Source organism: Streptomyces sp. NPDC007863, from assembly GCF_040633895.1.
GTDB lineage: Bacteria > Actinomycetota > Actinomycetes > Streptomycetales > Streptomycetaceae > Streptomyces.
On record NZ_JBEYEI010000030.1, the window covers coordinates 42,514 to 67,029 of the forward strand.

20 protein-coding genes and 1 rRNA gene are annotated in these 24,516 nt (G+C 73.6%); 5 read left to right on the forward strand and 16 right to left on the reverse strand.

Annotated features, from left to right (window positions below; genetic code table 11):
* Positions 1-22: 22 nt before the first annotated feature.
* Positions 23-649 carry an NUDIX hydrolase gene (locus ABZ621_RS34465; RefSeq protein ID WP_360610640.1) on the reverse strand — a complete coding sequence of 209 codons (627 nt, stop codon included), beginning with the start codon at positions 647-649 and terminating at the stop codon, positions 23-25.
* An 84-nt stretch (positions 650-733) separates the two neighbouring features.
* Positions 734-2,386, reverse strand: a complete 1,653-nt coding sequence (locus tag ABZ621_RS34470; protein ID WP_360610641.1) for a CTP synthase — start codon at positions 2,384-2,386, stop codon at positions 734-736.
* Positions 2,387-2,953: 567 nt separating this feature from the next.
* On the opposite strand from ABZ621_RS34470, the gene ABZ621_RS34475 reads away from it, so the two are divergent.
* Together ABZ621_RS34475 and ABZ621_RS34480 are read left to right on the forward strand one after the other, a co-directional pair.
* The gene (locus ABZ621_RS34475) at positions 2,954-4,717 is read left to right on the forward strand and encodes a glycoside hydrolase family 15 protein (protein WP_360610643.1); all 1,764 of its coding nucleotides are present in this window, start codon (positions 2,954-2,956) and stop codon (positions 4,715-4,717) included.
* A 69-nt stretch (positions 4,718-4,786) separates the two neighbouring features.
* Positions 4,787-6,175, forward strand: a complete 1,389-nt coding sequence (locus ABZ621_RS34480) for an FAD-binding oxidoreductase (protein ID WP_360610645.1) — start codon at positions 4,787-4,789, stop codon at positions 6,173-6,175.
* A gap of 3 nt (positions 6,176-6,178) precedes the next feature.
* Here the strand turns inward: ABZ621_RS34480 and ABZ621_RS34485 are convergent, their stop codons facing one another.
* The gene (locus ABZ621_RS34485; protein WP_360610646.1) at positions 6,179-7,816 is read right to left on the reverse strand and encodes an NAD(P)/FAD-dependent oxidoreductase; all 1,638 of its coding nucleotides are present in this window, start codon (positions 7,814-7,816) and stop codon (positions 6,179-6,181) included.
* A 25-nt stretch (positions 7,817-7,841) separates the two neighbouring features.
* A complete protein-coding gene (locus tag ABZ621_RS34490; protein ID WP_360610648.1) occupies positions 7,842-9,365 on the reverse strand; it encodes an APC family permease in 1,524 nt (507 codons plus the stop codon).
* Between the two features lie 159 nt (positions 9,366-9,524).
* On the opposite strand from ABZ621_RS34490, the gene ABZ621_RS34495 reads away from it, so the two are divergent.
* A complete protein-coding gene (locus ABZ621_RS34495) occupies positions 9,525-11,147 on the forward strand; it encodes a PucR family transcriptional regulator (RefSeq protein WP_360610650.1) in 1,623 nt (540 codons plus the stop codon).
* A 54-nt stretch (positions 11,148-11,201) separates the two neighbouring features.
* Here the strand turns inward: ABZ621_RS34495 and ABZ621_RS34500 are convergent, their stop codons facing one another.
* The 5 genes from ABZ621_RS34500 to ABZ621_RS34520 all read right to left on the reverse strand — a co-directional run bounded on the left by ABZ621_RS34500 (position 11,202) and on the right by ABZ621_RS34520 (position 16,282).
* Complete coding sequence (locus tag ABZ621_RS34500) at positions 11,202-12,293, reverse strand: glycosyltransferase family 4 protein (protein ID WP_360610651.1); 1,092 nt, start codon at positions 12,291-12,293, stop codon at positions 11,202-11,204.
* A gap of 169 nt (positions 12,294-12,462) precedes the next feature.
* Positions 12,463-14,214 carry a DNA repair protein RecN gene (gene recN, locus ABZ621_RS34505; protein WP_360610653.1) on the reverse strand — a complete coding sequence of 584 codons (1,752 nt, stop codon included), beginning with the start codon at positions 14,212-14,214 and terminating at the stop codon, positions 12,463-12,465.
* A 70-nt stretch (positions 14,215-14,284) separates the two neighbouring features.
* A complete protein-coding gene (locus ABZ621_RS34510) occupies positions 14,285-15,202 on the reverse strand; it encodes an NAD kinase (RefSeq protein ID WP_360610655.1) in 918 nt (305 codons plus the stop codon).
* Complete coding sequence (locus ABZ621_RS34515; RefSeq protein ID WP_360610657.1) at positions 15,199-16,014, reverse strand: TlyA family RNA methyltransferase; 816 nt, start codon at positions 16,012-16,014, stop codon at positions 15,199-15,201. Before ABZ621_RS34515 ends, ABZ621_RS34510 begins: the two co-directional genes overlap by 4 nt.
* Before the next feature lie 7 nt (positions 16,015-16,021).
* Complete coding sequence (locus ABZ621_RS34520) at positions 16,022-16,282, reverse strand: hypothetical protein (RefSeq protein WP_360610659.1); 261 nt, start codon at positions 16,280-16,282, stop codon at positions 16,022-16,024.
* Between the two features lie 42 nt (positions 16,283-16,324).
* Between ABZ621_RS34520 and ABZ621_RS34525 the strand changes: the two genes are divergently transcribed.
* Entirely contained in the window at positions 16,325-16,672 is a 348-nt protein-coding gene (locus ABZ621_RS34525; protein ID WP_360610660.1) for an SCP2 sterol-binding domain-containing protein, read from the forward strand.
* Here the strand turns inward: ABZ621_RS34525 and ABZ621_RS34530 are convergent.
* The 4 genes from ABZ621_RS34530 to ABZ621_RS34545 all read right to left on the reverse strand — a co-directional run bounded on the left by ABZ621_RS34530 (position 16,661) and on the right by ABZ621_RS34545 (position 20,836).
* The gene (locus tag ABZ621_RS34530; protein WP_360610662.1) at positions 16,661-17,560 is read right to left on the reverse strand and encodes an ABC transporter ATP-binding protein; all 900 of its coding nucleotides are present in this window, start codon (positions 17,558-17,560) and stop codon (positions 16,661-16,663) included. The two genes, ABZ621_RS34525 and ABZ621_RS34530, sit on opposite strands and share 12 nt — an antisense overlap.
* Before the next feature lie 44 nt (positions 17,561-17,604).
* On the reverse strand, positions 17,605-18,639 hold the full coding sequence (locus ABZ621_RS34535) for an iron chelate uptake ABC transporter family permease subunit (protein ID WP_360610664.1): 1,035 nt from the start codon (positions 18,637-18,639) through the stop codon (positions 17,605-17,607).
* On the reverse strand, positions 18,636-19,652 hold the full coding sequence (locus tag ABZ621_RS34540) for an iron chelate uptake ABC transporter family permease subunit (RefSeq protein ID WP_360610675.1): 1,017 nt from the start codon (positions 19,650-19,652) through the stop codon (positions 18,636-18,638). The genes ABZ621_RS34535 and ABZ621_RS34540 overlap by 4 nt, the downstream gene beginning before the upstream one ends.
* Before the next feature lie 110 nt (positions 19,653-19,762).
* Positions 19,763-20,836 (reverse strand): HAD hydrolase-like protein, encoded by a 1,074-nt coding sequence (locus ABZ621_RS34545; RefSeq protein ID WP_360610666.1) that lies wholly within the window; start codon positions 20,834-20,836, stop codon positions 19,763-19,765.
* A gap of 84 nt (positions 20,837-20,920) precedes the next feature.
* Between ABZ621_RS34545 and ABZ621_RS34550 the strand changes: the two genes are divergently transcribed.
* On the forward strand, positions 20,921-22,213 hold the full coding sequence (locus ABZ621_RS34550; RefSeq protein ID WP_360610668.1) for a DUF1015 domain-containing protein: 1,293 nt from the start codon (positions 20,921-20,923) through the stop codon (positions 22,211-22,213).
* Positions 22,214-22,288: 75 nt separating this feature from the next.
* Here the strand turns inward: ABZ621_RS34550 and ABZ621_RS34555 are convergent, their stop codons facing one another.
* The 3 genes from ABZ621_RS34555 to rrf form a co-directional block, all read right to left on the reverse strand.
* Entirely contained in the window at positions 22,289-23,086 is a 798-nt protein-coding gene (locus ABZ621_RS34555) for a hypothetical protein (protein WP_360610677.1), read from the reverse strand.
* Positions 23,026-24,192, reverse strand: coding sequence for a hypothetical protein (locus tag ABZ621_RS34560; RefSeq protein ID WP_360610679.1), 1,167 nt, complete (start codon positions 24,190-24,192; stop codon positions 23,026-23,028). The genes ABZ621_RS34555 and ABZ621_RS34560 overlap by 61 nt, the downstream gene beginning before the upstream one ends.
* A gap of 231 nt (positions 24,193-24,423) precedes the next feature.
* Positions 24,424-24,516: ribosomal RNA gene (gene rrf, locus ABZ621_RS34565) — 5S ribosomal RNA — on the reverse strand; the annotation flags it as partial.

The window sequence follows — 24,516 nt, forward strand, 5'->3', positions numbered from 1 at the left end:
GGCGCGGAACGCGGCGGAGGCCCTACTTCTCGAACGGCCTCGCGGGCCACGGCGCGTCGGCGGGGCGGAGCGCGTCGACACCGTCGCCCGCACGCGCCGCGACCAGCGCCAGCACCCCCACCACCAGGCAGTTGTTGTGGAGCTCGCCGGCGAGGACCCCGCGCACGAGGTCGGCGAGCGGGACCCGCGCCACCTCCATGTCCGCCTCCTCCTCGGAGACCGCGTACCGCTCCCCCTCCGCCTCGGCGAGATCCCGGGCCAGGAAGATCCGTACGGCCTCGTCGCAGCCGCCCGGGGTGGTGTAGACGTCCGTGAGGACCCGCCACTCCCCCGCCTTGGCGTACGCCTCCTCGTACAGCTCGCGCTGCGCGGCGCGCAGCGGGTTCTCCCCGGGCACGTCGAGCAGGCCGGCCGGGATCTCCCACAGCTTCTGCCGCACCGGGTGGCGGTACTGCCGCAGCACGAGCACCCGGTCCTGGTCGTCCAGGGCGAGCACGGCGACGGAGCCGGGGTGGACCTGGTAGTCGCGGCGGGCGACCGAGCCGTCCGGCATGACCACGTCGTCCGTGCGGACACTCGTCTTGTTTCCCGTGAAGGGGGTGGTGGTGGCGGCGACGCGCCACTCCTCCGGGGTGTCCTGCACCTTCATCTCTGTCCTCCCGTACCCGAACCACATACGAAAACCGGGGTACCGGCCCGTCAGGACCCGTACCCCGGCAACGTTAACGCCTGGCTACTTCTTGCCGGTCTTGCGCTCGACGGCCGCCTTCACCAGGCCCGCGAAGAGCGGGTGCGGGCGGGTCGGGCGGGACTTCAGCTCCGGGTGCGCCTGGGTGGCGACCAGGTAGGGGTGGATCTCCTTCGGGTACTCGACGAACTCGACGAGCTTGTTGTCCGGGGAGGTGCCGGAGAAGACCAGACCGGCCTTCTTCTCCAGCTCGGCGCGGTACGCGTTGTTCACCTCGTAGCGGTGACGGTGGCGCTCCTCGACGTACGGCTCGCCGTCGTAGGTCTCGCGGACGACCGAGCCCTCGGCGAGCTTCGCCGGGTAGAGGCCCAGGCGCATCGTTCCGCCCAGGTCGCCGGCGCCCTCCACGTAGGCGAGCTGCTCCTCCATCGTGGAGACGACGGGGTGCGCGGTGGCCGGGTCGAACTCGGTGGAGTTCGCCTCGGGGATGCCCGCCAGGTTCCGGGCCGCCTCGATGACGATGCACTGCAGGCCCAGGCAGATGCCGAGCAGCGGCACCTTGTGCTCACGGGCGTACTGGATGGCGCCGACCTTGCCGGAGACGCCGCGGTCGCCGAAGCCGCCGGGGATGAGGATGGCGTCGCAGTCGCCGAGCTGCTTCTCGGCACCGGCCTGGGTCTTGCAGTCGTCGGAGGTGACCCACTTGACCTTGACCCGCGCCTTGTTGGCGAAGCCGCCGGCGCGCATGGCCTCGGTCACCGACAGGTAGGCGTCCGGCAGGTCGATGTACTTGCCGACGAGCGCGACGGTGACCTCGTGGTCGGGGTTGTGGACGCGGTCCAGGAGGTCCTCCCAGACGGTCCAGTCCACGTCGCGGAAGGGCAGGTCGAGCTTGCGGACGACGTAGGCGTCGAGGCCCTCGGTGTGCAGCACCTTCGGGATGTCGTAGATCGACGGGGCGTCGATGGCGGCGACGACCGCGGCCTCGTCGACGTCGCACATCAGCGAGATCTTGCGCTTGATGGCGGTGGGGACCTCGCGGTCGGCGCGCAGCACGATCGCGTCGGGCTGGATGCCGATGTTGCGCAGGGCGGCGACCGAGTGCTGGGTCGGCTTGGTCTTCAGCTCGCCGGAGGGGCCGATGTAGGGCAGCAGCGAGATGTGCACGACGAAGACGTTGTCGCGGCCGACCTCGTGGCGGACCTGGCGGACGGTCTCCAGGAAGGGCAGCGACTCGATGTCGCCGACGGTGCCGCCGACCTCGGTGATGACGACGTCGACGTCGTCGGTGGCCATGCGGCGGATCCGCGACTTGATCTCGTTGGTGATGTGCGGGATGACCTGCACGGTGTCGCCGAGGTACTCGCCGCGCCGCTCCTTGGCGATGACCTGCGAGTAGACCTGGCCGGTGGTGACGTTGGCCGAGCCGTCGAGGTCGACGTCGAGGAAGCGCTCGTAGTGGCCGATGTCCAGGTCGGTCTCGGCGCCGTCGTTGGTGACGAACACCTCACCGTGCTGGAAGGGGTTCATCGTGCCCGGGTCGACGTTGAGGTACGGGTCGAGCTTCTGCATCGTGACCCGCAGGCCCCGGGCCTTGAGGAGCGCACCCAGGCTGGAGGCGGTGAGGCCCTTGCCGAGGGAGGAGGCGACACCCCCGGTGACGAAGATGTGCTTGGTCGTCGTGGTGTTGGGCGGCATCGCCAAGAGGGGGCTCCCGTGGTCGCGTTCTGGAGGTGCGAAGCGGCAGGTCCTCCGGAAGAATCGGGGGTGCCGTCGCTGCGGTTTCGGGGGTTTCGGCTGGCGCCGTTTCCCACCGGTCCACGGGGTACCAGGGTATCAGTGACAGCAGGAGACCGCTTCCGGCCACACGGGCGGCACGCCCTCCGACCGGGTGGGACGGGCCTTCTCGGGGCCTCAGGGGGCGCCCGGCGGGGCTCCGGGGGCGTATCGAAAGCAGCTGTTCACCCGTGTGGAGCAGCGCGTTACACAGGTGATCACCACGGTCACTACTGTGCGGAGCATCCCGCCCGGCCTCGTCGCCGGGCGGCCGGCCGACGGCACCACCCCCGCCCGTGGAACCGGACCGGGAGGCCGTGTCGCTTCCCCTCGATCCGCTGCCGGAGCCGGCCATCCCGCACACTGGCACCGCGGGCACCTCTCGCAACTCGCAACATCTGCTGCACGCGCCCCGAGGGGCGGACAGGCCGTTCGACTGGAGTGAAGCACGTGGCCGGGCGTATCGAGGATTACGCACTCATCGGAGACATGCAGACCGCGGCGCTGGTCTGCCGGGACGGCAGTGTCGACTGGCTCTGCCTCCCCCGCTTCGACTCGCACGCGGTCTTCGCGGGGCTGCTCGGCACCGAGGAGCACGGCTTCTGGAGAGTGGGCCCGGCCGGCCCCGCCGACGCCGAAGCCGCCCCCGCCGACCGCCGCCGCTACCGGGGCGACTCGCTGATCCTGGAGTCCGAGTGGGACACCCCGCGCGGCACGGTCCGGGTGACCGACTTCATGCCGCCGCGCGACGGCGCGCCCCAGCTGGTCCGGATCGTGGAGGGGATCAGCGGCCGGGTGCGGATGCGCTCGGCGCTGCGGATGCGGTTCAGCTACGGCCGGATCGTCCCCTGGGTCCACAAGGTCGGCGAGCGGACGGTGGCCGTCGCCGGACCGGACTCCGTCTGGTTGGACACCGACGCCGAGACCCACGGCGAGGACCTCACCACCTACTCCGAGTTCACCGTCACCCCCGGCGACCGGATCACCTTCACCCTCTCCTGGCAGCCCTCGCACAAGGAGCCGCCGGCGCTGCCGGACCCGGAGGGCTCCCTGGAGGCGACCGCCGACTTCTGGCGCGACTGGGTGGAGCACTGCACCTACCACGGCCCCTACCGGGAGGCCGTGGTCCGCTCGCTGATCACCCTGAAGGCGCTGACGTACGCGCCGACCGGCGGGATCGTCGCCGCGCCGACGACCTCGCTGCCCGAGGAGATCGGCGGCGTACGGAACTGGGACTACCGCTACACCTGGCTGCGGGACGCGGCCATCACCCTCTCCTCGCTGCTGCGCACCGGCTACCGCGACGAGGCCCGGGCCTGGCGGGACTGGCTGCTCCGCGCGGTCGCGGGCGACCCGGAGAACCTGCAGATCATGTACGGCATCGCGGGCGAGCGGGAGCTCGGCGAGGCGGAGCTGGACTGGCTGCCGGGGTACGAGAACTCCGGCCCGGTCCGGGTCGGCAACGGCGCGGCGAACCAGCTCCAGCTGGACGTCTACGGCGAGGTCGCTGAGGCGCTCCACCTGGCGCACATGACGGGCCTGTCCCGCAACGACTACGCCTCCCTGCTCCAGATCAAGCTGATCAACTACCTGGAGACCCACTGGGACCAGCCCGACGAGGGCATCTGGGAGGTCCGCGGCCCGCGCCGGCACTTCACCCACTCCAAGGTGATGGCCTGGGTGGCGGTCGACCGCACGATCAAGCTGATCGAGTCCGGGGACGCGGAGGGCCCGCTGGAGCGCTGGCGGGAGCTGCGCGACGAGATCCACCGGGACGTCTGCGAGAAGGGCTACGACAAGGAGCGGAACACCTTCACCCAGTCGTACGGCTCCAAGGAGCTGGACGCCTCGCTGCTGCTGATCCCGCAGATGGGCTTCCTGCCGCCGGACGACAAGCGGGTGATCGGCACGATCGAGGCGATCCAGCGGGAGCTGTCCACCGAGGACGGCTTCGTGCTGCGCTATCCGACAGCCGGCGAGGAGGCGGGCGTCGACGGCCTGGAGGGCGACGAGGGCGCGTTCCTCGCCTGCTCGTTCTGGCTCGCCGACGACCTGGCGATGATCGGCCGGGTCGACGAGGCCCGCACCCTCTTCGAGAAGCTGCTCGCGCTCCGCAACGACCTGGGGCTGCTCGCCGAGGAGTGGGACCCCCGGCTCCAGCGGCAGGTCGGCAACTTCCCGCAGGCGTTCAGCCACGTCCCGCTGATCGACACGGCGCTGCGGCTGACGGCGAGCGGCGCGTACGGCGGCTGAGCGGCGGCCCCGGGGGCCCGGACCTACGATGAGAGGTGTTCTGGCCCCCGTACCGAAAGGGGGGCGGCCATGGCTCCCCACACCACCGTTCCGCCGAGCGCCCTGACCGGACTCCGCGAGGATCTGGCCGGTGAGGTGTACGTGCCCGGCGATCCGGGCTACGACGAGGCCAGGGCCGTCCACAACGGGATGATCGACCGCCGTCCGGCGGTCATCGCCCAGTGCGAGACCCAGGCCGACGTGGCCAACGCGATCCTCTTCGGCCGGGAGACCGGGCTGCCGATCGCGGTGCGCGGCGGCGGCCACAGCGTCGCCGGGGTCTCCGTCGTCGACGGAGCGCTCGTGGTCGACCTGCGCCGGATGCACGCGGTGGTCGCGGACCCGGAGCACCTGACGGTGCGGGTCGAGGGCGGGGCGCTCATGAGCCACCTGGACCGCGCGACCCAGCCGTTCGGTCTGGCGACGACCGGCGGGCGGGTCTCCACGACCGGTGTCGGCGGCTTCGCGCTCGGCGGCGGCTCCGGCTGGCTGGAGCGGAAGTTCGGCCTGGCCAGCGACAACCTGCTCGCCGTCGAGCTGATCACGGCCGAGGGCAGGCACGTGGTGGCGAGCGACGAGGAGAACCCGGAGCTGTTCTGGGCGCTGCACGGCGGCGGCGGCAATTTCGGCGTGGCGACCTCGCTGACGCTGCGGCTGCACGAGCTGCCGCACATGAGCGTGGCACTGATGCTCTTCCCGCCCCGGTCCGGCCACGAGGTCGTGGACGCCTACCGCCGGCTGGCGCAGTGGGCGCCGGACGAGATCGGCGGCGGGGTCATCTACTTCCCGGCCCCGCCGGAGCCGTACGTGCCCGAGCACCTGGTGGGGCAGCTGGTGTGCGGCGCCCTGGTGACGTGCGCGGGGCCGGTGTCCCGGGCCCGCGAGGCCGCCGAGCCGCTGCTCGCGCTGCGGCCGGTGGTGGAGCTCGTCGCCGACATCCCGTACGCGGAGCTCCAGTCCATGATGGACGACCCGCCGGGGCTGCGGAACTACTGGTCGGCGGAGTATCTGAGCGGCTTCCCCGAGGAGGCCGTGGACGTCTTCTGTTCGCGCGGCGAGCGGATCCCGGCCGGGACGGCGACCCAGCACGTGCTCTTCATGATGGGCGGGGCGGTGGCGTCCGGCCCGTCCGGCTATCCGCTGCCGTGGCGGACCGCGCCGTGGGTGGTGCACCCGTTCGCGACCTGGGAGGACCCGGCGTACGACGGGCGGGCGGTGCAGTGGGTGCACGACGTCCGCGCGGACATGCGGCCGTGGACCACGGACGCCGTGTACCTCAACTTCATCGGCGCGGAGGGCGAGCAGCGGGTCGTCGCCGGGTTCGGCGAGGAGAACGTCCCCCGGCTCGCCGCCGTGAAGGCGGCCTTCGACCCCGACAACGTCTTCCGCCACAACCACAACATCCGGCCGGCGGCCTGACCCCTACCGCAGGGCGTCGATCACCTCCCGCGCGGCGCGCTCGCCCTCGGTGGCGCCGCCCTCCATGAAGCCCTGGAAGTCGTAGGAGCAGTGCTCGCCGCCGATGTGGACGTTGCCCTGGGCGGTGCCCTCGTACCCCGCGTACCGGTGGAGGTAGCCCACCGGCCAGCAGGAGTAGGCGCCGAGCGCGTTCGGGTTCTCGTGCCAGGCGGAGAGCTGGGCGCGGCCGTTCCAGGCCCGTGAGGTGCCGGGGAAGAAGGCGTCGACGCCGGCGAGGTAGCGGCTCACGAGGCCGCGCACGTACGGGTCGGCCTCGGTGGAGAAGGGTCCGGCGGGGTTCAGGTTCCGGGCGAGGCTGCCGCCGTTGTACTGGATGAGGATGCCGCCGGTGCCGCCCTGGATCTTGGTGGTGTCCCAGGTCTGCTGGATGTCCAGGTCGGTGAAGCAGTCGCCGGCGGAGACCCCCGGCCAGGGTCCGGTGCCGCGCCAGGGGCGGGTGCCGAACTGCATGTTGAGCTTGGTGCAGTGGCCCATGCGGGCGTCCCGGAGCAGGTTCGTCATGAGCGGGTCGAAGCCGGCCCGGGTGAGGTCGAGCCGCTGGAGGACCGGCAGCGGGACGCACAGGACGGTGTGGTCGGCGGTGACGGTCCGGGTGGCGCCGCCCTCGGCGAAGGTCAGCGTCTGGGTGCCGTCGGCGTTGGCCCGTACGGCCTGGAGGGTGAAGCCCCTCCGGAGGGTGCCGGGGTTCAGGGCCGCCGCGATGGCGTTCGGGAGCCGGTCGTTGCCTCCGGTGATGTGGTAGCGCTCGTTGGACAGGCCCCAGATGTTGAAGTTGCCGGGATTGGTCTGGTAGCCCATGAGCAGGACGAGGGCGAGCGAGGACTGTTCGGTGGTGTCGGCGCCGTACTCGACGTTGTAGGCGACGTCGATGAACCGGCCGAGCGGCGAGGCGTGCCCGCCGGGGACGCGGCTCTCGATCCACTCGTACACCGACATGTCGTCGAGGGCGGTGCCGGTGGGCGTCGTCCGGTTCCAGAAGACCTCCCCCGCCTCGGACAGGTCGCGGCGCAGGGCCTGGTAGACGCCGTTGAAGTCCTCGTCGGCCTGGTGGCGCGGGTAGTAGCCGCCGTTGAACCAGAGGACCTCCTCGGCGCCGTTGGGGCCGCCGCCGAGGAAGTCCTCGACGGGGAGGTCGAAGCGGCGGCAGAGCTCCAGCATCTTCTTGTGGCCGGTGTCGATGAGCTCGCCGCCGATCTCGGAGGTCTGCCCGTAGGCCCAGTGGTTCCGCTGGGTCCACATCCGGCCGCCGACGCGGGCCGGGTCGGCCTCGTAGAGGACGGGGGCGAGGCCCGCGTCCTGGAGGGTGAGGGCGGCGGTGAGTCCGGCGATGCCGGCGCCGACGACGGCGATCCGGGCGTCGGACCGCACCGGCGGGTCGGGGACGGCTGCGACGGCGGGGGCGGCCGCGACTCCGGCGGAGACCGCGATCCCGGCCGCGGCGGCGGCCTTGAGGAGGGTGCGGCGGCCGAGCGGGTCGTGCCTCAGGCCGCGCAGCTCGTCGACGGGCAGGCCGAGCCGGCGGGCGTCGGCGTGGTCGGCGGCGAGGCGGTTCAGGAGGTGCATCGGGTGGGTGCGTGCCATGGGGCGCTCCTGGAGGGATGAGGGGTCAGCTGTGGGCTGCGGGTACGGGCTCCGCCTGCTCGTCGTCGCGTTCGGCGGCGTCCTCCAGGACGATCCGGCCGATGATCTCGTACCGCTCGGGGCGCCGGGCCTTCAGGTAGAGGCCGAGGGCGAGGCCGCCGAGGAAGACCCCGCCGACGATCCACGGGATCGCCTTGAAGAAGAGGGAGCCTGCGGCGGGCCCGGCCGCGGTCTCCATGTTGACGACGAGCAGGACGACGACGGCGGTCATGCCGATGCCGCCGAGGAGGGGCGCGGTGAGGGTCCTGAACCAGTGCCGGTCCTCGGGGTGGTTCCTGCGGAAGTAGCCGATGACGGCGAAGGAGCAGAGCGTCTGCACGATGAGGATCGCCATCGTGCCGAGGATCGCGAGCAGCGTGTAGAGGTGGATGTAGGGGTCCTGGCCGGTGAGCCAGAAGGCGCCGACGAGGACGACGGCGATGGCGCTCTGCACGAAGGAGGCGAGGTACGGGGAGCCGTGCTTCGGGTGGGTGCGGCCGAGGGCCGGGTGGAGGAAGCCCTCGCGGCCGATGGCGTAGAGGTAGCGCGAGGCGCACTGGTGGAAGGCCATGCCGCAGGCGAAGGAGCCGGTGAGCAGCAGCCACTGGAAGGCGTCGACGGCCCAGGCGCCGATGAAGGTCCGGGTCGGCGCGAAGAAGAGGTCGAGCGGGGAGGGGGACTGGGAGAGCGCCACGGAGCCGGCGAGGCCGTTCCCGGCGATCGCCATCCACGAGACGTAGATGTAGAAGAGTCCGACGCCGACGACGGAGATCAGGGTGGCGCGGGGGATGACCCGCTTGGGGTCGCGGGACTCCTCGCCGTACATGGCCGTGGACTCGAAGCCGACCCAGGACCAGAAGGCGAAGAAGAGGCCGAGCCCGGCGGAGGCCCCGGTGAAGGCGTTCTTCGGGTTGATCGGCTCGACGGGGATGCCGTCGGGGCCTCCGCCGTGGACGAGGACGGCGGTGGCGACCGCGAAGAGGACGGCGATCTCCGCGATGAGCATGACGCCGAGGGCCTTGGCGGTCAGGTTGATGTCGAAGTACGACAGGACGGCGGTGACGGCCAGCATGGCGGCCGCGTAGTAGATCCACGGCAGGTCGGCGCCGAGCTGGTCGGCGACCGTGGTCTTCGCGAAGTAGGCGAAGACGCCGACGATGGACGCCTCGAAGACGATGTACGCGAGGACGGCGAGCATGCCGGAGGCCATGCCGGCGATCCGGCCGAGGCCGTGCGAGATGTAGCCGTAGAAGGCTCCGGCGGCGGTGATCCGCTTGGCCATGGCCACGTAGCCGACGGAGAAGACGGTGAGGACGAGGGTGGCGAAGAGGTAGCCGGCGGGCGCGCCGGTGCCGTTGCCGAGGCCGACGGCGATGGGGAGGTTCCCCGTCATCGCGGTGATCGGCGCGGCGGTGGCCACGGCCATGAAGACGACGCCGACGAGTCCGACGGAGTTCGCCTTGAGCCGGTCGACGCGGGGCGCCTGCCCCTTGCTGGAGGTGTCTGCCATGGCGCGAGAGCATCCTCGGAAGTGATGTAGGCCACAAGCGACAGGTGGTCACACAATTCCCGCCACGGCACGACGAGTTGCCGGTCTCTTGTACGAAGTGTCCGAACGGTTGACGATCGGGTGATGTCCGGGAAACACGGTGGGCGATACCGTCCGCCCATGGACACGCAGGGCGGCATCACCGTACAACGGGCACTCGAACTGCCGGGGCTCCGCAGCGGCCTTCCGGAGGTCGTCGCCGGGGCGGACCGGCTCCAGCGGACCGTGCGCTGGGTGCACGCCGGCGAGGTGCCCAACATCGCGTCCCTGCTGAAGGGCGGCGAGCTGCTGCTGACGACCGGCCTGGGCCTCGGCACCCGCCCGGCCGAGCAGCGGGCCTTCGTCCGCCGCCTCGCCGACCGCGGCATCGCCGCCCTCGTCGTCGAGCTCGGCCCGCGCTTCGCCCGCCTGCCGGCGACGATCGTGGAGACGGCGCGGGCCGCCGGGCTGCCGCTCGTGCAGCTCCACCGCGAGGTCCCCTTCGTCGCCGTCACGGAGGAGATCCACACCGAGATCGTCAACGGCCACTACGCGCTCCAGCGGCGGGCCGAGGAGGTCCACCGGCAGTGCACCGAGGCACTGCTCGGCGGCGGCGGAGTGCCCCAGGTCCTGCGGATCCTCTCCGACTTCGCCGCGAACCCGGTCTTCCTGGAGACCGCCGAGGGACAGCTCCTGTACGCGGCGGGCACCGAGTCCGGGCCCGCCGACCCGCTCCAGGTCTGGGACGGGCTGCGCGGCCAGCGCGCCGCCCGCGAGTCCGGTCCGCCGACCGGCACGGTCCTCGTCGACGTCCCCGGCGGTGGCCCCGGTACGGGCTCGGTGCGGGCCCGTCTCGTCCTCCTGGCGGTCTCCGGCGCCCTCTCCCCCGTCCACCGGATGGCCGCCGAGCGGGCGGCGGGGCTCCTCGCCGTCGTCCTCATGCAGGCCCGGCAGGAGGAGGAGCTGGCGGCCCGGGGACGCGGCGACTTCCTCACCGACCTGGCGGAGGGGCGGATCTCGGCGGAGGACGCGCCGGCGCAGGCCCGCGTCCTCGGCTTCAAGCCGGGCGAGGGCCCGCTGCTCCCGGTCGTCATGCGCCTCGCCCCCGAGCTGTCCCCCTCGGGCAGCTGGGCGCTGCTGGCCCGTGCCGTCCACGAGGAGCTGTCCTCCGTCGGCGTCCCCGCCCTCCTGGGCGTCCGCCCGGTCGAGGGGCGGGTCCCGCTCCTCCTGGGCCTGCGCTCGGAGTCGGAGCGGACGGCGGTCGCCGACCGGGTCGCGGCGGCGCTGCGGGCCGGCGTCGAGCGGGCCGGCCTGGAGGGCGCCGGGGCGCACCCCCCGGTCGTCGTGGTCGGCATGGCCGGCGGCTGGGCCGCGGCCTCGGCCGGCCTGCGGCACGCGTCGGAGACGGCGACGGCGGCGCAGGGCCTGACGGACCGGCCCTGGTACGACGCCCGGCGCCTCGACATCGACCTGCTGCTGTGGCGGCTGCGCGACCATCCGGACCTGGCGGCCTTCGTCGACCGCGCGATCGGCCCCCTCCGCGACCACGACCGCGCCTCGCGTCCGCCGCTCCTCCCCACCCTGGAGACGTACCTGGCGCACGCGGGCCGCAAGGCGGAGACGGCCCGCGAACTCCACCTCAACCGCCAGACCCTCTACAACCGCCTGGCCCGCATCTCCGAACTCCTCGGCACGGACCTCGACGACCCCCAGACGGTCCTGGCCCTGTCCCTCGCGCTACGGGCCCGCCGCCACATCCTGTAGCCGACGGCGCGGGAGTCCCCGCGGAGCCGTGGGCGCGGCCCGCCGGCCGAGGCGTCAGCGGGTCGCGGCCAGTTCGTCGTAGACGCTCAGGACGTGCGCGATGGTGTCGTCCTCCGACGGCCACGTCCCCGCCTGCACCCGTCCCGCCGCCGCGAGGTCCATCCGCCGCTCCGCGTCCTCCAGGAGCCCCCGCACCGCCGCCGCGAGCGCCGCCGCGTCCCCGTACGGCACCAGTTCCGCCGCGTCGCCGACGAGTTCCGGTACGCCGCCGACCGCCGTGGCGACCAGCGGCACGCCGAGCCGCAGCGCCTCCTGCGCGAGCAGGGACCGGGCCTCCCAGCGCGAGGGCAGCACCGCGACGTCCGCCGCGGCGAGGAGTTCGGCGACGTCGTCGCGGCGCCCGATGAGCCGCGCGGCGATCCCCTCCGCGACGATCCGCCGCTGCAGCGCGGCCCGTTCCCGCCCCTCGCCGGCGATGACGAGCAGCGGCTGCGGCTCCAGCTCCCGCCACTCCCGCGCCGCGTCGAGCAGCGTCCCGTACCCCCGCCCGGGTTCGAGCGCGCCGACGGCCATGAGCAGCGGCCGGTCGACGGCGCCGAGTTCGGCGCGGGCCTTGCCGTCGTGGAGGCAGACGGGTCCGCGCGCGGCGGGCACGGTGACGGGGGCGAGCCGCGCGTCGCGGGCTCCGCGCCGCCGGGCCCGGTCGACGAGTTCGGAGGAGGTCCCGAGGACGACGGCCGCCGCCCGTACGGTCCGCCGTTCCAGGAGGCGTACGAGTCCGGCCTTGGGCCCGTCGGCGTAGGGCCGCCCGTGCCAGGTGGTGACGAGCGGGGTGCGGGCGGGCCCGACGGCGCCGGAGACGGCGAGCGCGGCCCGTACGGAGGCGTGCAGTCCGTGCGCGTGGACGACGTCGGCGCCGATGCAGGCGTTGCGGAGCACGCCGACGGTCGCCGGGTCGTTGCGGCGCGGCAGCGGCACGACGTGCGCCCCGACCCCGGAGTAGTCGTAGAGGCGGTCGAGTTCGGCCGGAGCGCAGACGGTCACCCGGACGCCCCTGGCCACCAGCCCCGAGGCAAGTGATCTGACGTGAGCGCTGCTGCCCGCGCTGCCGCCGCCCAGCACTTGGACCGTACGGAGCTGTGTCACGCGCCCAAGGATGCCAGCCCCGGCGGCCACCCGTACGCACGTTCCGGCACCGACACCGCAACGTTCCCCGCGCCGCCGGGCACCGGTCGTACGGCCCCGCCCACGGATTCACCCGTCCGAGCGAGCGCGCGGGGGAAACCCCGCGCGCCCCTGTCGTCCTCCGTGCCCGTCAGGCGTCCGCCCTGGCCGTGGCCAGGAGCTCCTCCGCGTGGGCCCGGGCGGTCTCGGAGTCCTCCTGTCCCGCGAGCATGCGGGAGAGCTCGCGGACCCGCTCCTCGCCCTCCAGGACGGTGACGCCGGACCGGGTCACCGAGCCGTCGTTGGTCTTCTCCACCAGCAGCTGCCGGTCGGCGAAGGCGGCCACCTGCGGCAGGTGGGTGACGACGACGACCTGCGCGGTGCGGGCCAGCTTGGCGAGCCGGCGGCCGATCTCGACCGCCGCCTTGCCGCCGACGCCCGCGTCGACCTCGTCGAAGAGATAGGTCGGCACCGGGTCGACCCCGGCGAAGACCACCTCGACGGCGAGCATGACCCGGGACAGCTCACCACCGGACGCGCCCTTGGCGATGGGCCGGGGCGGCGCGCCGGGGTGCGGGGCGAGCAGCAGTTCGACCTCGTCGACGCCGGACGGCCCGTACGCGACCCACCGCCCGTCGACCCGGACGCCGTTCGCCTCGTCGGCCGCGTCGGTCTGCCGGATGTCGAAGGACACGCGCGCGTGCGGCATGGCGAGCGAGGCCAGCTCGGCGGTGACCGCCCCGGCGAACCGGTCCGCGGCCTCCACCCGGGCGTCGGTGAGCCGCTGCGCGAGGACGGACAGCTCGTCGCGGAGCCGGTCCCGCTCGGCGGTCAGCTCCCCGATCCGCTCGTCGTCGCCGTCGAGCTCCCCGAGCCGCTCCGCGCTCTCCTCCGCCCAGGCCAGGACGGCCGTGACGGACTCGCCGTACTTCCGGGTCAGCTGGGTGAGCGCGGCCCGCCGCTCCTCGACCGCGGCGAGCCGCAGCGGATCGGCGTCCAGGTCGTCGGCGTACCCGGCCAGCTCCTGCGCCACGTCGGCGAGGAGGATGGAGATCTCCCCCGCCCGGTCGGCGAGCGCGGCGAGCGCCGGGTCGTGCGCGCGCACCGCCTCCAGGGCCCGGCCCGCCCCGCCGACCAGCGTGGTCGCGTCGACGGACTCGGGGTCCTCCGGGTTCCCGGCCAGCGCGGCGTGCGCGAGCGCGGCGGCGGAGGCCAGCGCCTCGGCGTGCCCGAGCCGCTCGGCCTCGGCGGCCAGCTCCTCGTCCTCGCCGGCCCGCGGCGCGACGGCCTCGATCTCGGCCAGCCCGAAGCGCAGCAGATCCGCCTCCTGGGCTCGCTCACGTGCCCGGGTGGTGATCTCGTCCAGCTCCGTGGTGACGGCCCGCAGCCGGCGGTACGCCTCGCCGTAGGCGGCGAGCGGACCGGAGACGGCCTCGCCGGCGTACCGGTCGAGCGCGCCGCGCTGCCGGGCGGGCTTCAGCAGGCCCTGCTGGTCGGTCTGGCCGTGGACGGCGACGAGTTCGTCGGCGAGCTCGGCGAGCAGCCCGACGGGCACCGAACGCCCGCCGAGGTGGGCCCGCGAGCGCCCCTCGGCGGAGACGGTGCGGGTCACGAGCAGGGCGCCCTCGTCGAGCTCCGCCCCGGCCTCCCGGGCCCGCAGCGCGGCGGGCGCGCCGGGCGGCAGGGTGATCCGCCCCTCGACGACCGCCGAGCCCGCCCCGATCCGTACGAGGGCCGGGTCGGCCCGGCCGCCGAGCAGCAGCCCCAGGCTCGTGACGACCATGGTCTTGCCCGCACCGGTCTCACCGGTCACCGCGGTGAAGCCGGGCGACAGCTCGACCACCGCGTCGTCGATGACCCCGAGCGACCGTATCCGCATCTCCTCCAGCACGCCCCAGACCATACGAGGTTTCCGTGCCGGGACGCGACATCACCCCCCACCCCGGATGGTCGCCGGGGTGGTCACCGGGTGGTCAGTGGGGCGCGCCCCGCCAGCCCGAGACCGGCAGCGCGAACTTGGCGACGAGCCGGTCGGTGAACGAGGCGTGGTGGAGCCGGGCGAGCCGGACGGGGACGGCGCCGCGCCGGACCTCGACCCGGGCGCCGGCCGGCAGCTCGACGGTCCGCCGCCCGTCGCACCACAGCACCCCGTGCGGGGTGTGCGGCTCGACCTCGACGGCGAGGACCGATTCGGGGGTGGTGACGAGCGGCTTGGCGAAGAGCGCGTGCGCCCCGATCGGCACCATGAGCAGCGCCTCCACCTCGGGCCAGACGACCGGGCCGCCGGCCGAGAAGGCGTACGCGGTCGAGCCGGTCGGCGTCGCGCAGATCACCCCGTCGCAGCCGAAGCCGGTCACCGGGCGTCCGTCGATCGCGAGGACGACCTCCAGCATCCGCTCCGGGGACACCTTCTGGACGGCCGCCTCGTTGAGCGCCCAGTCGCGGTGCAGGACGTCCCCGTTCTGGTAGACGGCGACGTCGAGGGTCATCCGCTCCTCGACCTCGTACGCCTTGGTGACGACCCGGTCGACGACCTTGTCGAGGTCGTCGCGCTCGGCCTCGGCGAGGAAACCGACCCGGCCGAGGTTGACGCCGAGCATGGGCACGCCGGAGGCGCGGGAGAACTCGGCGCCCCGCAGCAGCGTCCCGTCACCGCCGAGGACGATGATCAGTTCGCAGCCGTCGAGCGCCTCGGGGCACTCGTCCGGGATCCGCTCCACGGAGGGCGGCAGCGGCAGGTCCGCCGCCTCCGCCTCCAGGACGCGGACGCCGATGCCGCTGCGCAGCAGCCCCAGGACGACGAGTTCGGCGCTGCGCACGGCGGCAGGCCGGCCGGTGTGCGCGAGCAGCAGGACGGTACGTGATGCCTGTGGTGCCGCTGTGTCTGTCAACGAGGTCCCTCCGCCACGGCGCGGTCGACATCCGCCGGATCGAGTGCGGGCGCGCCGGCCCGCAGCCACAGAAAGTACTCGACGTTCCCCGACGGCCCGGGCAACGGGCTGGCCGTGACGCCGAGCACGCCGAGTCCCAGCTCGGCCGCTTGCCGCGCGACGTTCTTCACGGCGTCGGCGCGCAGCTCGGCGCTGCGCACGACGCCGCCCGAGCCGAGCCGCTCCTTACCCACTTCGAACTGGGGTTTCACCATCAGGACGAGGTCGGCACCGGGTGCGGTGCAGGCGGCGAGCGCGGGCAGCACGAGGCCCAGCGGGATGAAGGAGAGGTCGCCGACGACGAGGTCGACGGGGATTTCGTCGATGGCGTCCAATGTCAACTCGCGCACGTTGGTGCGGTCCTTGACGGTGACCCGCTCGTCGCTCTGGAGCGACCAGGCGAGCTGTCCGTAGCCGACGTCGACGGCGACGACGTGCGCGGCGCCCGCGCGCAGCAGCACGTCGGTGAAGCCGCCGGTGGAGGCGCCGGCGTCGAGCGCCCGTCGGCCCTCGACGACGAGCCCGAGCGGGACGAACGCGGCGAGGGCGCCGGCGAGCTTGTGGCCGCCGCGCGAGACGTAGTCGGGGTCGGAGTCGTCCTGGGAGACGACGATCGCCGCGGCGGTCTCGACCTGCGTGGCGGACTTGGTGGCGACGGTCTTGCCGACGGTCACCCGGCCGGCGGCGATCAGCTGGCCGGCGTGCTCGCGCGAGCGGGCGAGTTTGCGCCGGACCAGCTCGGCGTCGAGTCGGCGGCGTGCCACTCCTGCCACGTTGGGTTCAGCTCCTGGGGTCGTGCGGACGGGGTGCGGAGGCGGGGTGCGCGTCGAGCGAGGTCAGCTCGGCGCGCAGGCCTCGGTGTACATCCTCGTACACCGCGAGGTGTCCGTCCGCCGTGAGGTGGTCGGTCTCGGCGAGCCGGTCCAGGAGCGCGTCGACGGCCGGCAGCCCGGTGGGCTCCCGGTCGACCCCCAGCGGCGCCGCCGCGGCGGGCCCGTCCGCCGCCGGATCCGTACCGGCGTCCGTCATCGCTTCGCTCATGCCACGACGCTACCGCGAAGCCCTGGGGTACGGTCGACGGCGATGGCGACGATCACGGAGTGCCGCGCGGCACTCGACAAGCTGGCGGAGAACCTCGCGGGGGCGGACGGCTCGGTGCGGGGCGCGGCCGCGCTCGACCGCACCCTGAGCTGCCACCTCACGGACCTGGACACGACCTTCACCGGCCGGCTCGCGGACGGCCGGATGGTCGTGGAGTCGACGGTGGCGGGGCCGCCGCCGGAGAAGGCCCAGATCCGCCTCAGGATGACCGGCGACGACCTGGTCGCGATGGTGGACGGCCGGCTGCACTTCGCGAAGGCCTGGGCCTCCGGCCGGGTCGGCCTGGAGGCCGGCTTCCGCGACCTGCTGCGGCTGCGCTCACTTCTGTAGCGCGGCCCCCCGGACCTCGGCGGGCTCCTTCGCCGGGCCTTCCGCCGGGGCGTCCGCCGGTCCCTGCGCCGGGACGGACCGCCTGGCCCGGGCCTGACGCCCGGCGGGGACGACGAGCGGGGTGCCCGTCTCCGGGTCCTCGATGACCTGGCAGCGCAGTCCGAAGACCCGCTCGACGAGCTCCGCGGTCACCACCTCCGACGGCGGGCCCTCGGCGACGACCTCGCCGCCGCGCACCGCGATGAGGTGGGTGGCGTACCGGGCCGCGTGGTTGAGGTCGTGCAGGACGGCGACGAGCGTCCGCCCCTGGGTCTCGTGCAGCTCGGCGCAGAGGTCGAGGACGTCGATCTGGTGCTGGATGTCGAGGTACGTCGTCGGCTCGTCGAGCAGCAGCAGCGGGGTCTGCTGGGCGAGGGCCATGGCGATCCAGACCCGCTGGCGCTGGCCGCCGGAGAGCTCGTCGACGAAGCGGTCGGCGAGCTCGGCGACGCCGGTGGACTCCATCGACTCCTGGACGATCCGCTCGTCCTCCGGCGACCACTGGCGCAGCAGCCCCTGGTGGGGGTAGCGGCCGCGGGCGACGAGGTCGGCGACGGTGATGCCGTCGGGCGCGATCGAGGACTGCGGCAGCAGGCCGAGGGTCCGGGCGACCTTCTTCGCCGGCAGGGAGTGGATGGACTGCCCGTCGAGCAGCACCCGGCCCTGGGTGGGCTTGAGCATCCGGGACAGCGCGCGCAGCAGGGTCGACTTGCCGCAGGCGTTGGGCCCGACGATGACGGTGAAGGAGTGGTCGGGGATCTCGACGGACAGGTCGCGGGCGATGACCCGCTGCTCGTACGCGAGGGTGACCGACTCGGCCCCGAGCCGCTGCCGCTGCCGATCGCTCATGGGGGTACTCCTGGTGTCCTGGTTCGGGTGGTCCTGGGGCGCGCTCATATCCGGCCCGCCTTGCGTTCGCTGACGAGCAGCCAGAGCAGGTAGCAGCCGCCGAGGATGCCGGTGATGACGCCGACGGGCAGCTGGCGGTCGCCGAAGGCGTTGCCGGCGATCCAGTCGGCGCTCAGCAGCAGCGCGGAGCCCATGACGGTGGAGACCGCCAGGTTCGGGCCGGGCGCGCGGGTCAGCCGGCGGGCCAGCTGCGGGGCGCTGAGGGAGACGAAGACGATCGGTCCGGCGGCCGAGGTGGCGACGGCGACGAGCAGCACGGCGGAGGCCATGAGCACGATCCGGGTCCGCTCGACCTTCACGCCGAGCGCGTACGCCGCGTCGTCGCCCATCTCCAGCATCCGCAGCGCCCGGCCGTGGCCGAGGACCAGCGGCACGAGCACGCAGCAGACGGCGAGCAGCGGCCAGAACTGGGTCCAGTCCCGGCCGTCGAGGGAGCCGGTCATCCAGACGGTGGCGCGGGTGGCGTCCACCAGGTTGGCCTTGGTGATGAGGTAGTGGATGACGGACGTGAGCATGGCGGCGGCGCCGATGCCGACGAGCACGAGGCGGTAGCCGTGCACGCCCCGCTTCCAGGCGAGCAGGTAGATCACGGCGCCGGTGACGACCCCGCCGACGACGGCGCCGAGGGCGGTGGCGACCGCACTGCCCTGGAAGAGCACGATCACGGTGAGCGCGCCGACCGTGGCGCCCTGCCCGAAGCCGATGACGTCGGGGCTGCCGAGCGGGTTGCGCGAGATCGACTGGAAGACCGCACCGCCGAGGGCGAGCGCGGCGCCGACGAAGATCGCGACGAGGACCCGCGGGAGCCGCAGCTCCATCACCGCGAACTCCTGGACGACGGTCCCCCGGCCGAGCAGGGTGTCGAGGACCTCGCCCGGGGTCATCGGGAAGTCGCCGGTGCCGACGAGGACGGTGCCGAGGGCGAGGGTGAGCAGGATCAGCCCGGCGCCGGAGAGCGCGGCCCGCGGCGCGTACCGTACGGAGACTCCGCCGCCGGTCCGCAGGGTCTTGGTGGTCACAGCTGGGCCATCCTCTTGCGGCGTACGAGTCGGATGAAGACGGGCCCGCCGACGAGGGCCGTCACGATGCCGACCTGGAGTTCGGCGGGCCGGACGACGACCCGGCCCAGGACGTCGGAGCCGAGCAGCAGCACGGGCGCGAGCACGGCGGCGTACGGCAGGATCCACCGCATGTCGGGCCCGGTGATCGCGCGGACCATGTACGGCACCATGAGGCCGAGGAAGACGATCGGCCCGCAGGCGGCGGTCGCCGCGCCGCACATCAGGGTGACGGCGAGCATGGCGACGATCCGGGTCCTGTTGATGCCGACGCCGAGTGCCCGGGCGGAGTCGTCGCCCATCTCCATGGCGTTGAGCGGCCGCGCGATCCCGAGCGCCAGCACGGCGCCGACGAGGATGAAGGGCGCGACCCGGCGGACGGTGTCCATGTCGGCGGAGGCCAGCGAGCCGACGGTCCAGAAGCGGAGCCGGTCGAGGGCGGCCGAGTTCAGCAGCTGGACGGCGTTCACGAAGCCGTACAGGGCGGCGGTCGCCGCCGTGCCGGCGAGCGCGAGCCGCACCGGCGTCGCGCTGCGGCTGCCGCCGAGCACGTACACGACGACCGAGACGACGGCGGCGCCGACGAAGGCGAACCACACGTAGTCCCGGACGTCGGTGACGCCCAGGAAGGCGATGGCCGAGACGACGGCGGCGGCCGCGCCCGCGTTGACCCCGAGCAGCCCGGGCTCCGCCAGCGGGTTGCGGGTCAGCCCCTGCATCACGGCGCCGGCCAGGCCGAGCGCCAGGCCGACGAGCAGCCCGAGCAGGGTGCGCGGCACGCGCACGTCGTGGATGACGACGTCGCTGCCGACGCCGCTGTTGTGGAACAGTCCGTGCCACACGTCGTCGAGCGGCACCGGCTTGGCACCGATCATGATGCTGAGGACACAGACAAGCAGCAGGGCACCGACGGCTGCGAGCAGCCCGAGGGCGCGCACGGAATTCCGGCGCTTCGGGGTCTGCCCGGACTTCACCGGCTCCGCGCTCGTACGGGAGGGACTCTCGACCAACACGGGGTTAGGTTAGCCTACCCAATATTGATCTAGCAGGGCCTGGGGCCCTCCCCCTCGGAAGGACCCGCCTCCTACAGCCCGAGCCGGGCCAGCGCCTTCCCCGCGTCGAGCCCGCACGCCCCGGACCCGGCCCACGTCCACGCCGCCCCGCACAGCGCCCGCAGCCCGTCGAGCACGTCGAGCGCACCGGAGTCCGCCGCGCCCTCCAGGGCCAGCTCCTCCCCGCGCACCGAGGCCCGCCACCCGCCGCACCGGAATCCGCCGTCCGCCTCGGCCACGACCTCCGGCTGCCCCGTGAGCAGCCCCCGCAGATCCGCCGCCACATACATCGGCCGGTGCTCCGGCACGGCCGCGAGCAGCGTCGCCCCGTCGGTGACCCCGGTCAGCACGAGCAGCGAGTCGACCCCGCCGTGGAAGGCGCCCTCGATGTCCGTGTCCAGCCGGTCGCCGACGACCAGCGGCCGCCGCGCCCCCGTCCGCAGCACGGTCTCCCGGTGCATCGGCGGCAGCGGCTTCCCCGCGACCTTCGGCTCGACCCGCCCGCCGGTGGCGATCCGCACGACCTCGACGGCGGCGCCGTTCCCCGGCGCGATCCCGCGCGCGCCCGGGATCGTCAGGTCGGTGTTGGAGGCGTACCAGGGCACACCGCGCCCGACCGCGTACGCCGCCTCCGCGAACCGGCCCCAGGCCATGTCCGGCCCGCCGTACCCCTGCACGACGGCCACCGGCTCGTCGTCGGCCGACTCCACCGGCACGAGCCCCCGCTCGCGCAGCGCCACCCGCAGCCCCTCGCCGCCGACGACGAGCACCCGGGACCCGGCCGGCACGTCCTCCGCGACGAGCCGCGCCACGGCCTGCGCCGAGGTCACGACGTCGCCCGGCTCGGCCGGCACCCCCAGCTCGGTGAGGTGCGCGGCCACCGTGTCCGGCGTCCGCAGCGCGTTGTTCGTCACGTACGCCAGCCGCATCCCCCGGTCGCGCACCGCCCCGAGCGCCTCGACGGCGTACGGGATCGCCGCCCCGCCCGCGAAGTACACGACCCCGTCGAGGTCGAGCAGCGCCGTGTCGTACGCCTCGCTCAGCGCGACCGCGCTGCCGTCGGGCCGACCCCGTTCCGTCCGCCGCTCCTGGCCGTCTCGCGCCATGACCACCCGCTCCTCACTCACCACCGGTCCGTCCCCCGCTCCCCCGATCATCGCTCATGCCCGCCGCGCGCCTACCATGACGAGATGAACACCTCAGGTCACGCGGCCGACGCCGTCCGCGACGACACGGCGGGACTGCGCCTGCATCCGTTCCGCGGCATCCGGTACGTCCCCGACCGGGTCGGCAGCCTCGCGGCCGTCACCTCCCCGCCTTATGACGTCGTCGTACGACCTGACGGACTGCTCCACCTGGAATCCGCCGACCCGCACAACATCGTCCGGCTGATCCTCCCCCAGGCGGTCACGGCGGGCACCCGCCACCGCAAGGCCGCGGTGACGATGGACCGCTGGCTCGCCGACGGCGTCCTCGCCCCCGACCCGGCCCCCGCCCTGTACGTGTACGAGCAGCGGGGCGACGGCATCCTCCAGCGCGGCGTCATCGGCGCCCTCGAACTCTCCACCCCCGACGAGGGGATCGTCCTCCCCCACGAGGACGTCATGCCGCACGTCGTCGAGGACCGCGCCGCCCTGATGCGCACGACGGCCGCCAACCTGGAGCCGCTGCTCCTCACCTACCCGGGGGACGGCGACGGCGCCCACGCGGTGATCGAGCGCGCGGTCCTGCGCGAACCGCTGCTCGCGACGACCACCGAGGACGGCTTCCAGCACCGCCTGTGGGCGGTCACGGACCCGGCCGAGCAGGCGGCGGTCACGGCCGAGCTCACCCGCCACCAGGCGCTCATCGCGGACGGACACCACCGCTGGGCGACCTATCTGCGGCTGCGCGACGAGCATCCCTCCCCCGGCCCCTGGAACCAGGGCCTGGTCCTCCTCATCGACACGGTCCGCTACCCCCTGCGGGTCCGCGCGATCCACCGCCTCCTGAGCCGCCTGCCGGTCGCGGACGCCCTCGACGCCATCGGCGACGCCTTCCGCGTCCGCCGCGTCGAGCGCCCCCTGCCCCAGGCCATGGAGGCCCTCGCCGCGGCCACCGCCGAGGGCAACGCCTTCCTCCTGGCCGGCGACGGCGCCTTCCACCTCCTGGACCGCCCGGACCCGGACCTGCTGGCCCGCACGGTCCGCGCCGACCGCCCGGAGGCCTGGCGGACCCTGGACGCGACGGTCCTGCACGCCACGCTCCTGGAGCACGTCTGGCACGTCCCGGACGCCCCCGAGGACATCGCCTACATCCACGACACGGCGGCGGCCGTCGCCCAGGCCGAGCGCCGCGGCGGTACGGCGGTCCTGATGCACCCGGTACGGGAGGAGGTCGTCCGCGACCTGGCCCGCCAGGGCGTCACGATGCCCCGCAAGTCGACTTCCTTCGGCCCCAAGCCGGCCACGGGCCTGGTCCTCCGCAGCCTCGCCCTCGACTGACGCGGGTACGGAACGCGGGAAGGGGCGGCACCCGACGGGTGCCGCCCCTTCCTCATGTCACCGGATCACCGGACCTCAGCCCGCGTCGCCCTGACGCTCGTCGTCCTGACGCTCATCGTCCTCGCGCTCGTCGTCGGACCCGTCCGCGTCCGCGTCCACGTCCGACGCGTTCCCGCTCTCGTCCTCGTCGTCGTCCTCGAAGGCGTCGACGAACTCGACCCCGTCCAGCTCGGCGAGCCGGTCGGAGGCGTCCGTGGCCCCGTCCTTGTCGGCCTCCAGGGCCTTGGCGAACCACTCACGGGCCTCCTGCTCCCGCCCGGCGGCGAGCAGGGCGTCGGCGTAGGCGTACCGCAGCCGCGCGGTCCACGGGTGGTTGGCGTTGGACGCCAGCTCGGGGCTCTGCAGGGTCACGATGGCGGCCTCGAGCTGCCCCATGTCCCGGCGGGCGCCGGCGGCGACGAGCCGCATCTCGACCTGCCCGGCCTTGTCGAGCTTCTGCACCTCGGGCTCACCGGCCATGGCGAGCGCCCGCTCGGGCCGGCCGAGGCCGCGCTCGCAGTCGGCCATGACGGGCCACAGGTCCACACCACCGCTCATCCGCCGAGCGGCCCGGAACTCGGCCAGCGCCTCGGAGTACTTCTGGTTGGCGTACGCGGCGAAGCCGGCGGCCTCGCGGACGGCGGCGACGCGCGAGGCGAGCCGCAGCGCGACCCGGGAGTAGCCGTAGGCCTTCTCGGGGTCCTCGTCGATCAGCTGCGCGACCATGACGAGGTTACGGGCCACGTCGTCGGCCAGCCCCTTGGGCAGGCTCATCAGCTCCTGGCGCACATCGGCGTCGATCTCCTCACCGGTGACCTCCGGCGGGATCGGCAGCCGCTTGAGCGGCGCGCGGTCGCTCCGCTCCCGGTCCCCACGGTCGTCCCGACGCCCGTAACCGCCCCGGTCGTCCCGCCCGCGGTACCCACCACGGTCGTCCCGACGGTCGTCGCGCCGGAAGCCGCCGCCGCGCTGGTCGCCACCACGGTCGTCACGGCGGAAACCGCCGCCGCCACCACGGTTGTCGTCCCGGCGGAAGCCACCGCCACGCTGGTCGTCCCGGCGCTCATCACGACGGAACGAGGAGGGCCGCTCGTCACGACGGTCGTCGCGACGGTCGTCCCGGCGGTCGTCGCGCGGGAAGGAGGGACGGTCGTCACGACGGAACGACGAAGGCCGCTCGTCACGACGGTCATCGCGACGGAAACCGCCGCCACTGCCACCGCCACGGTTGTCGTCGCGCCGGAAGCCACCGCCGCGCTGGTCGCCACCACGGTCGTCACGGCGGAAACCGCCGCCACCGCCACGGTTGTCGTCCCGGCGGAAGCCACCGCCACGCTGGTCGTCCCGGCGCTCATCACGACGGAACGAGGAGGGCCGCTCGTCACGACGGTCGTCGCGGCGGTCGTCCCGACGGTCGTCACGGCGGAAGCCACCGCCGCGCTGGTCGCCACCACGGTCGTCACGGCGGAAACCGCCGCCACCGCCACGGTTGTCGTCGCGGCGGAAGCCGCCACCACGCTGGTCACCGCCACGGTCATCACGGCGGTCGTCGCGCGGGAAGGAGGGACGGTCGTCACGACGGAACGACGAAGGCCGCTCGTCACGACGGAAGCCACCGCCACTGCCACGGTTGTCATCGCGGCGGAAGCCGCCGCCGCGCTGGTCGCCACCACGGTCATCACGGCGGAAACCGCCGCCGCCACCGCCACGGTTGTCGTCGCGACGGAAGCCACCACCACGGTTGTCACCACGGCTGTCGTCACGGCGGAAACCGCCGCCGCCACCGCCACGGTTGTCATCGCGACGGAAGCCACCGCCGCGCTGGTCACCGCCACGGTCATCACGGCGGTCGTCACGACGGAAACCGCCGCCACTGCCACCGCCGCGGTTGTCGTCGCGACGGAAGCCACCACCACGGTTGTCACCACGGCTGTCGTCACGACGGGGCCCACGGTAGCCGCCCCGGTCGCCACCGGCACCGTCCCTGCGACGCGGCTCGCGCTCCGGACGGTCGTCGGGAGAGTTGGTGGACATCGGTGTGACTCCTGTCTTCGGGTACTGCAGTCATTCTCGCGCAGCCGGCACCCGGCCGCGCCTCGGAAAAGTCAAGCAAAAAACAAAAGGACCCCTGGTCCCAGCGTGAACGCTGGGACCAGGGGTCCTGAAGATTTGTTCGGCGGTGTCCTACTCTCCCACAGGGTCCCCCCTGCAGTACCATCGGCGCTGAAAGGCTTAGCTTCCGGGTTCGGAATGTAACCGGGCGT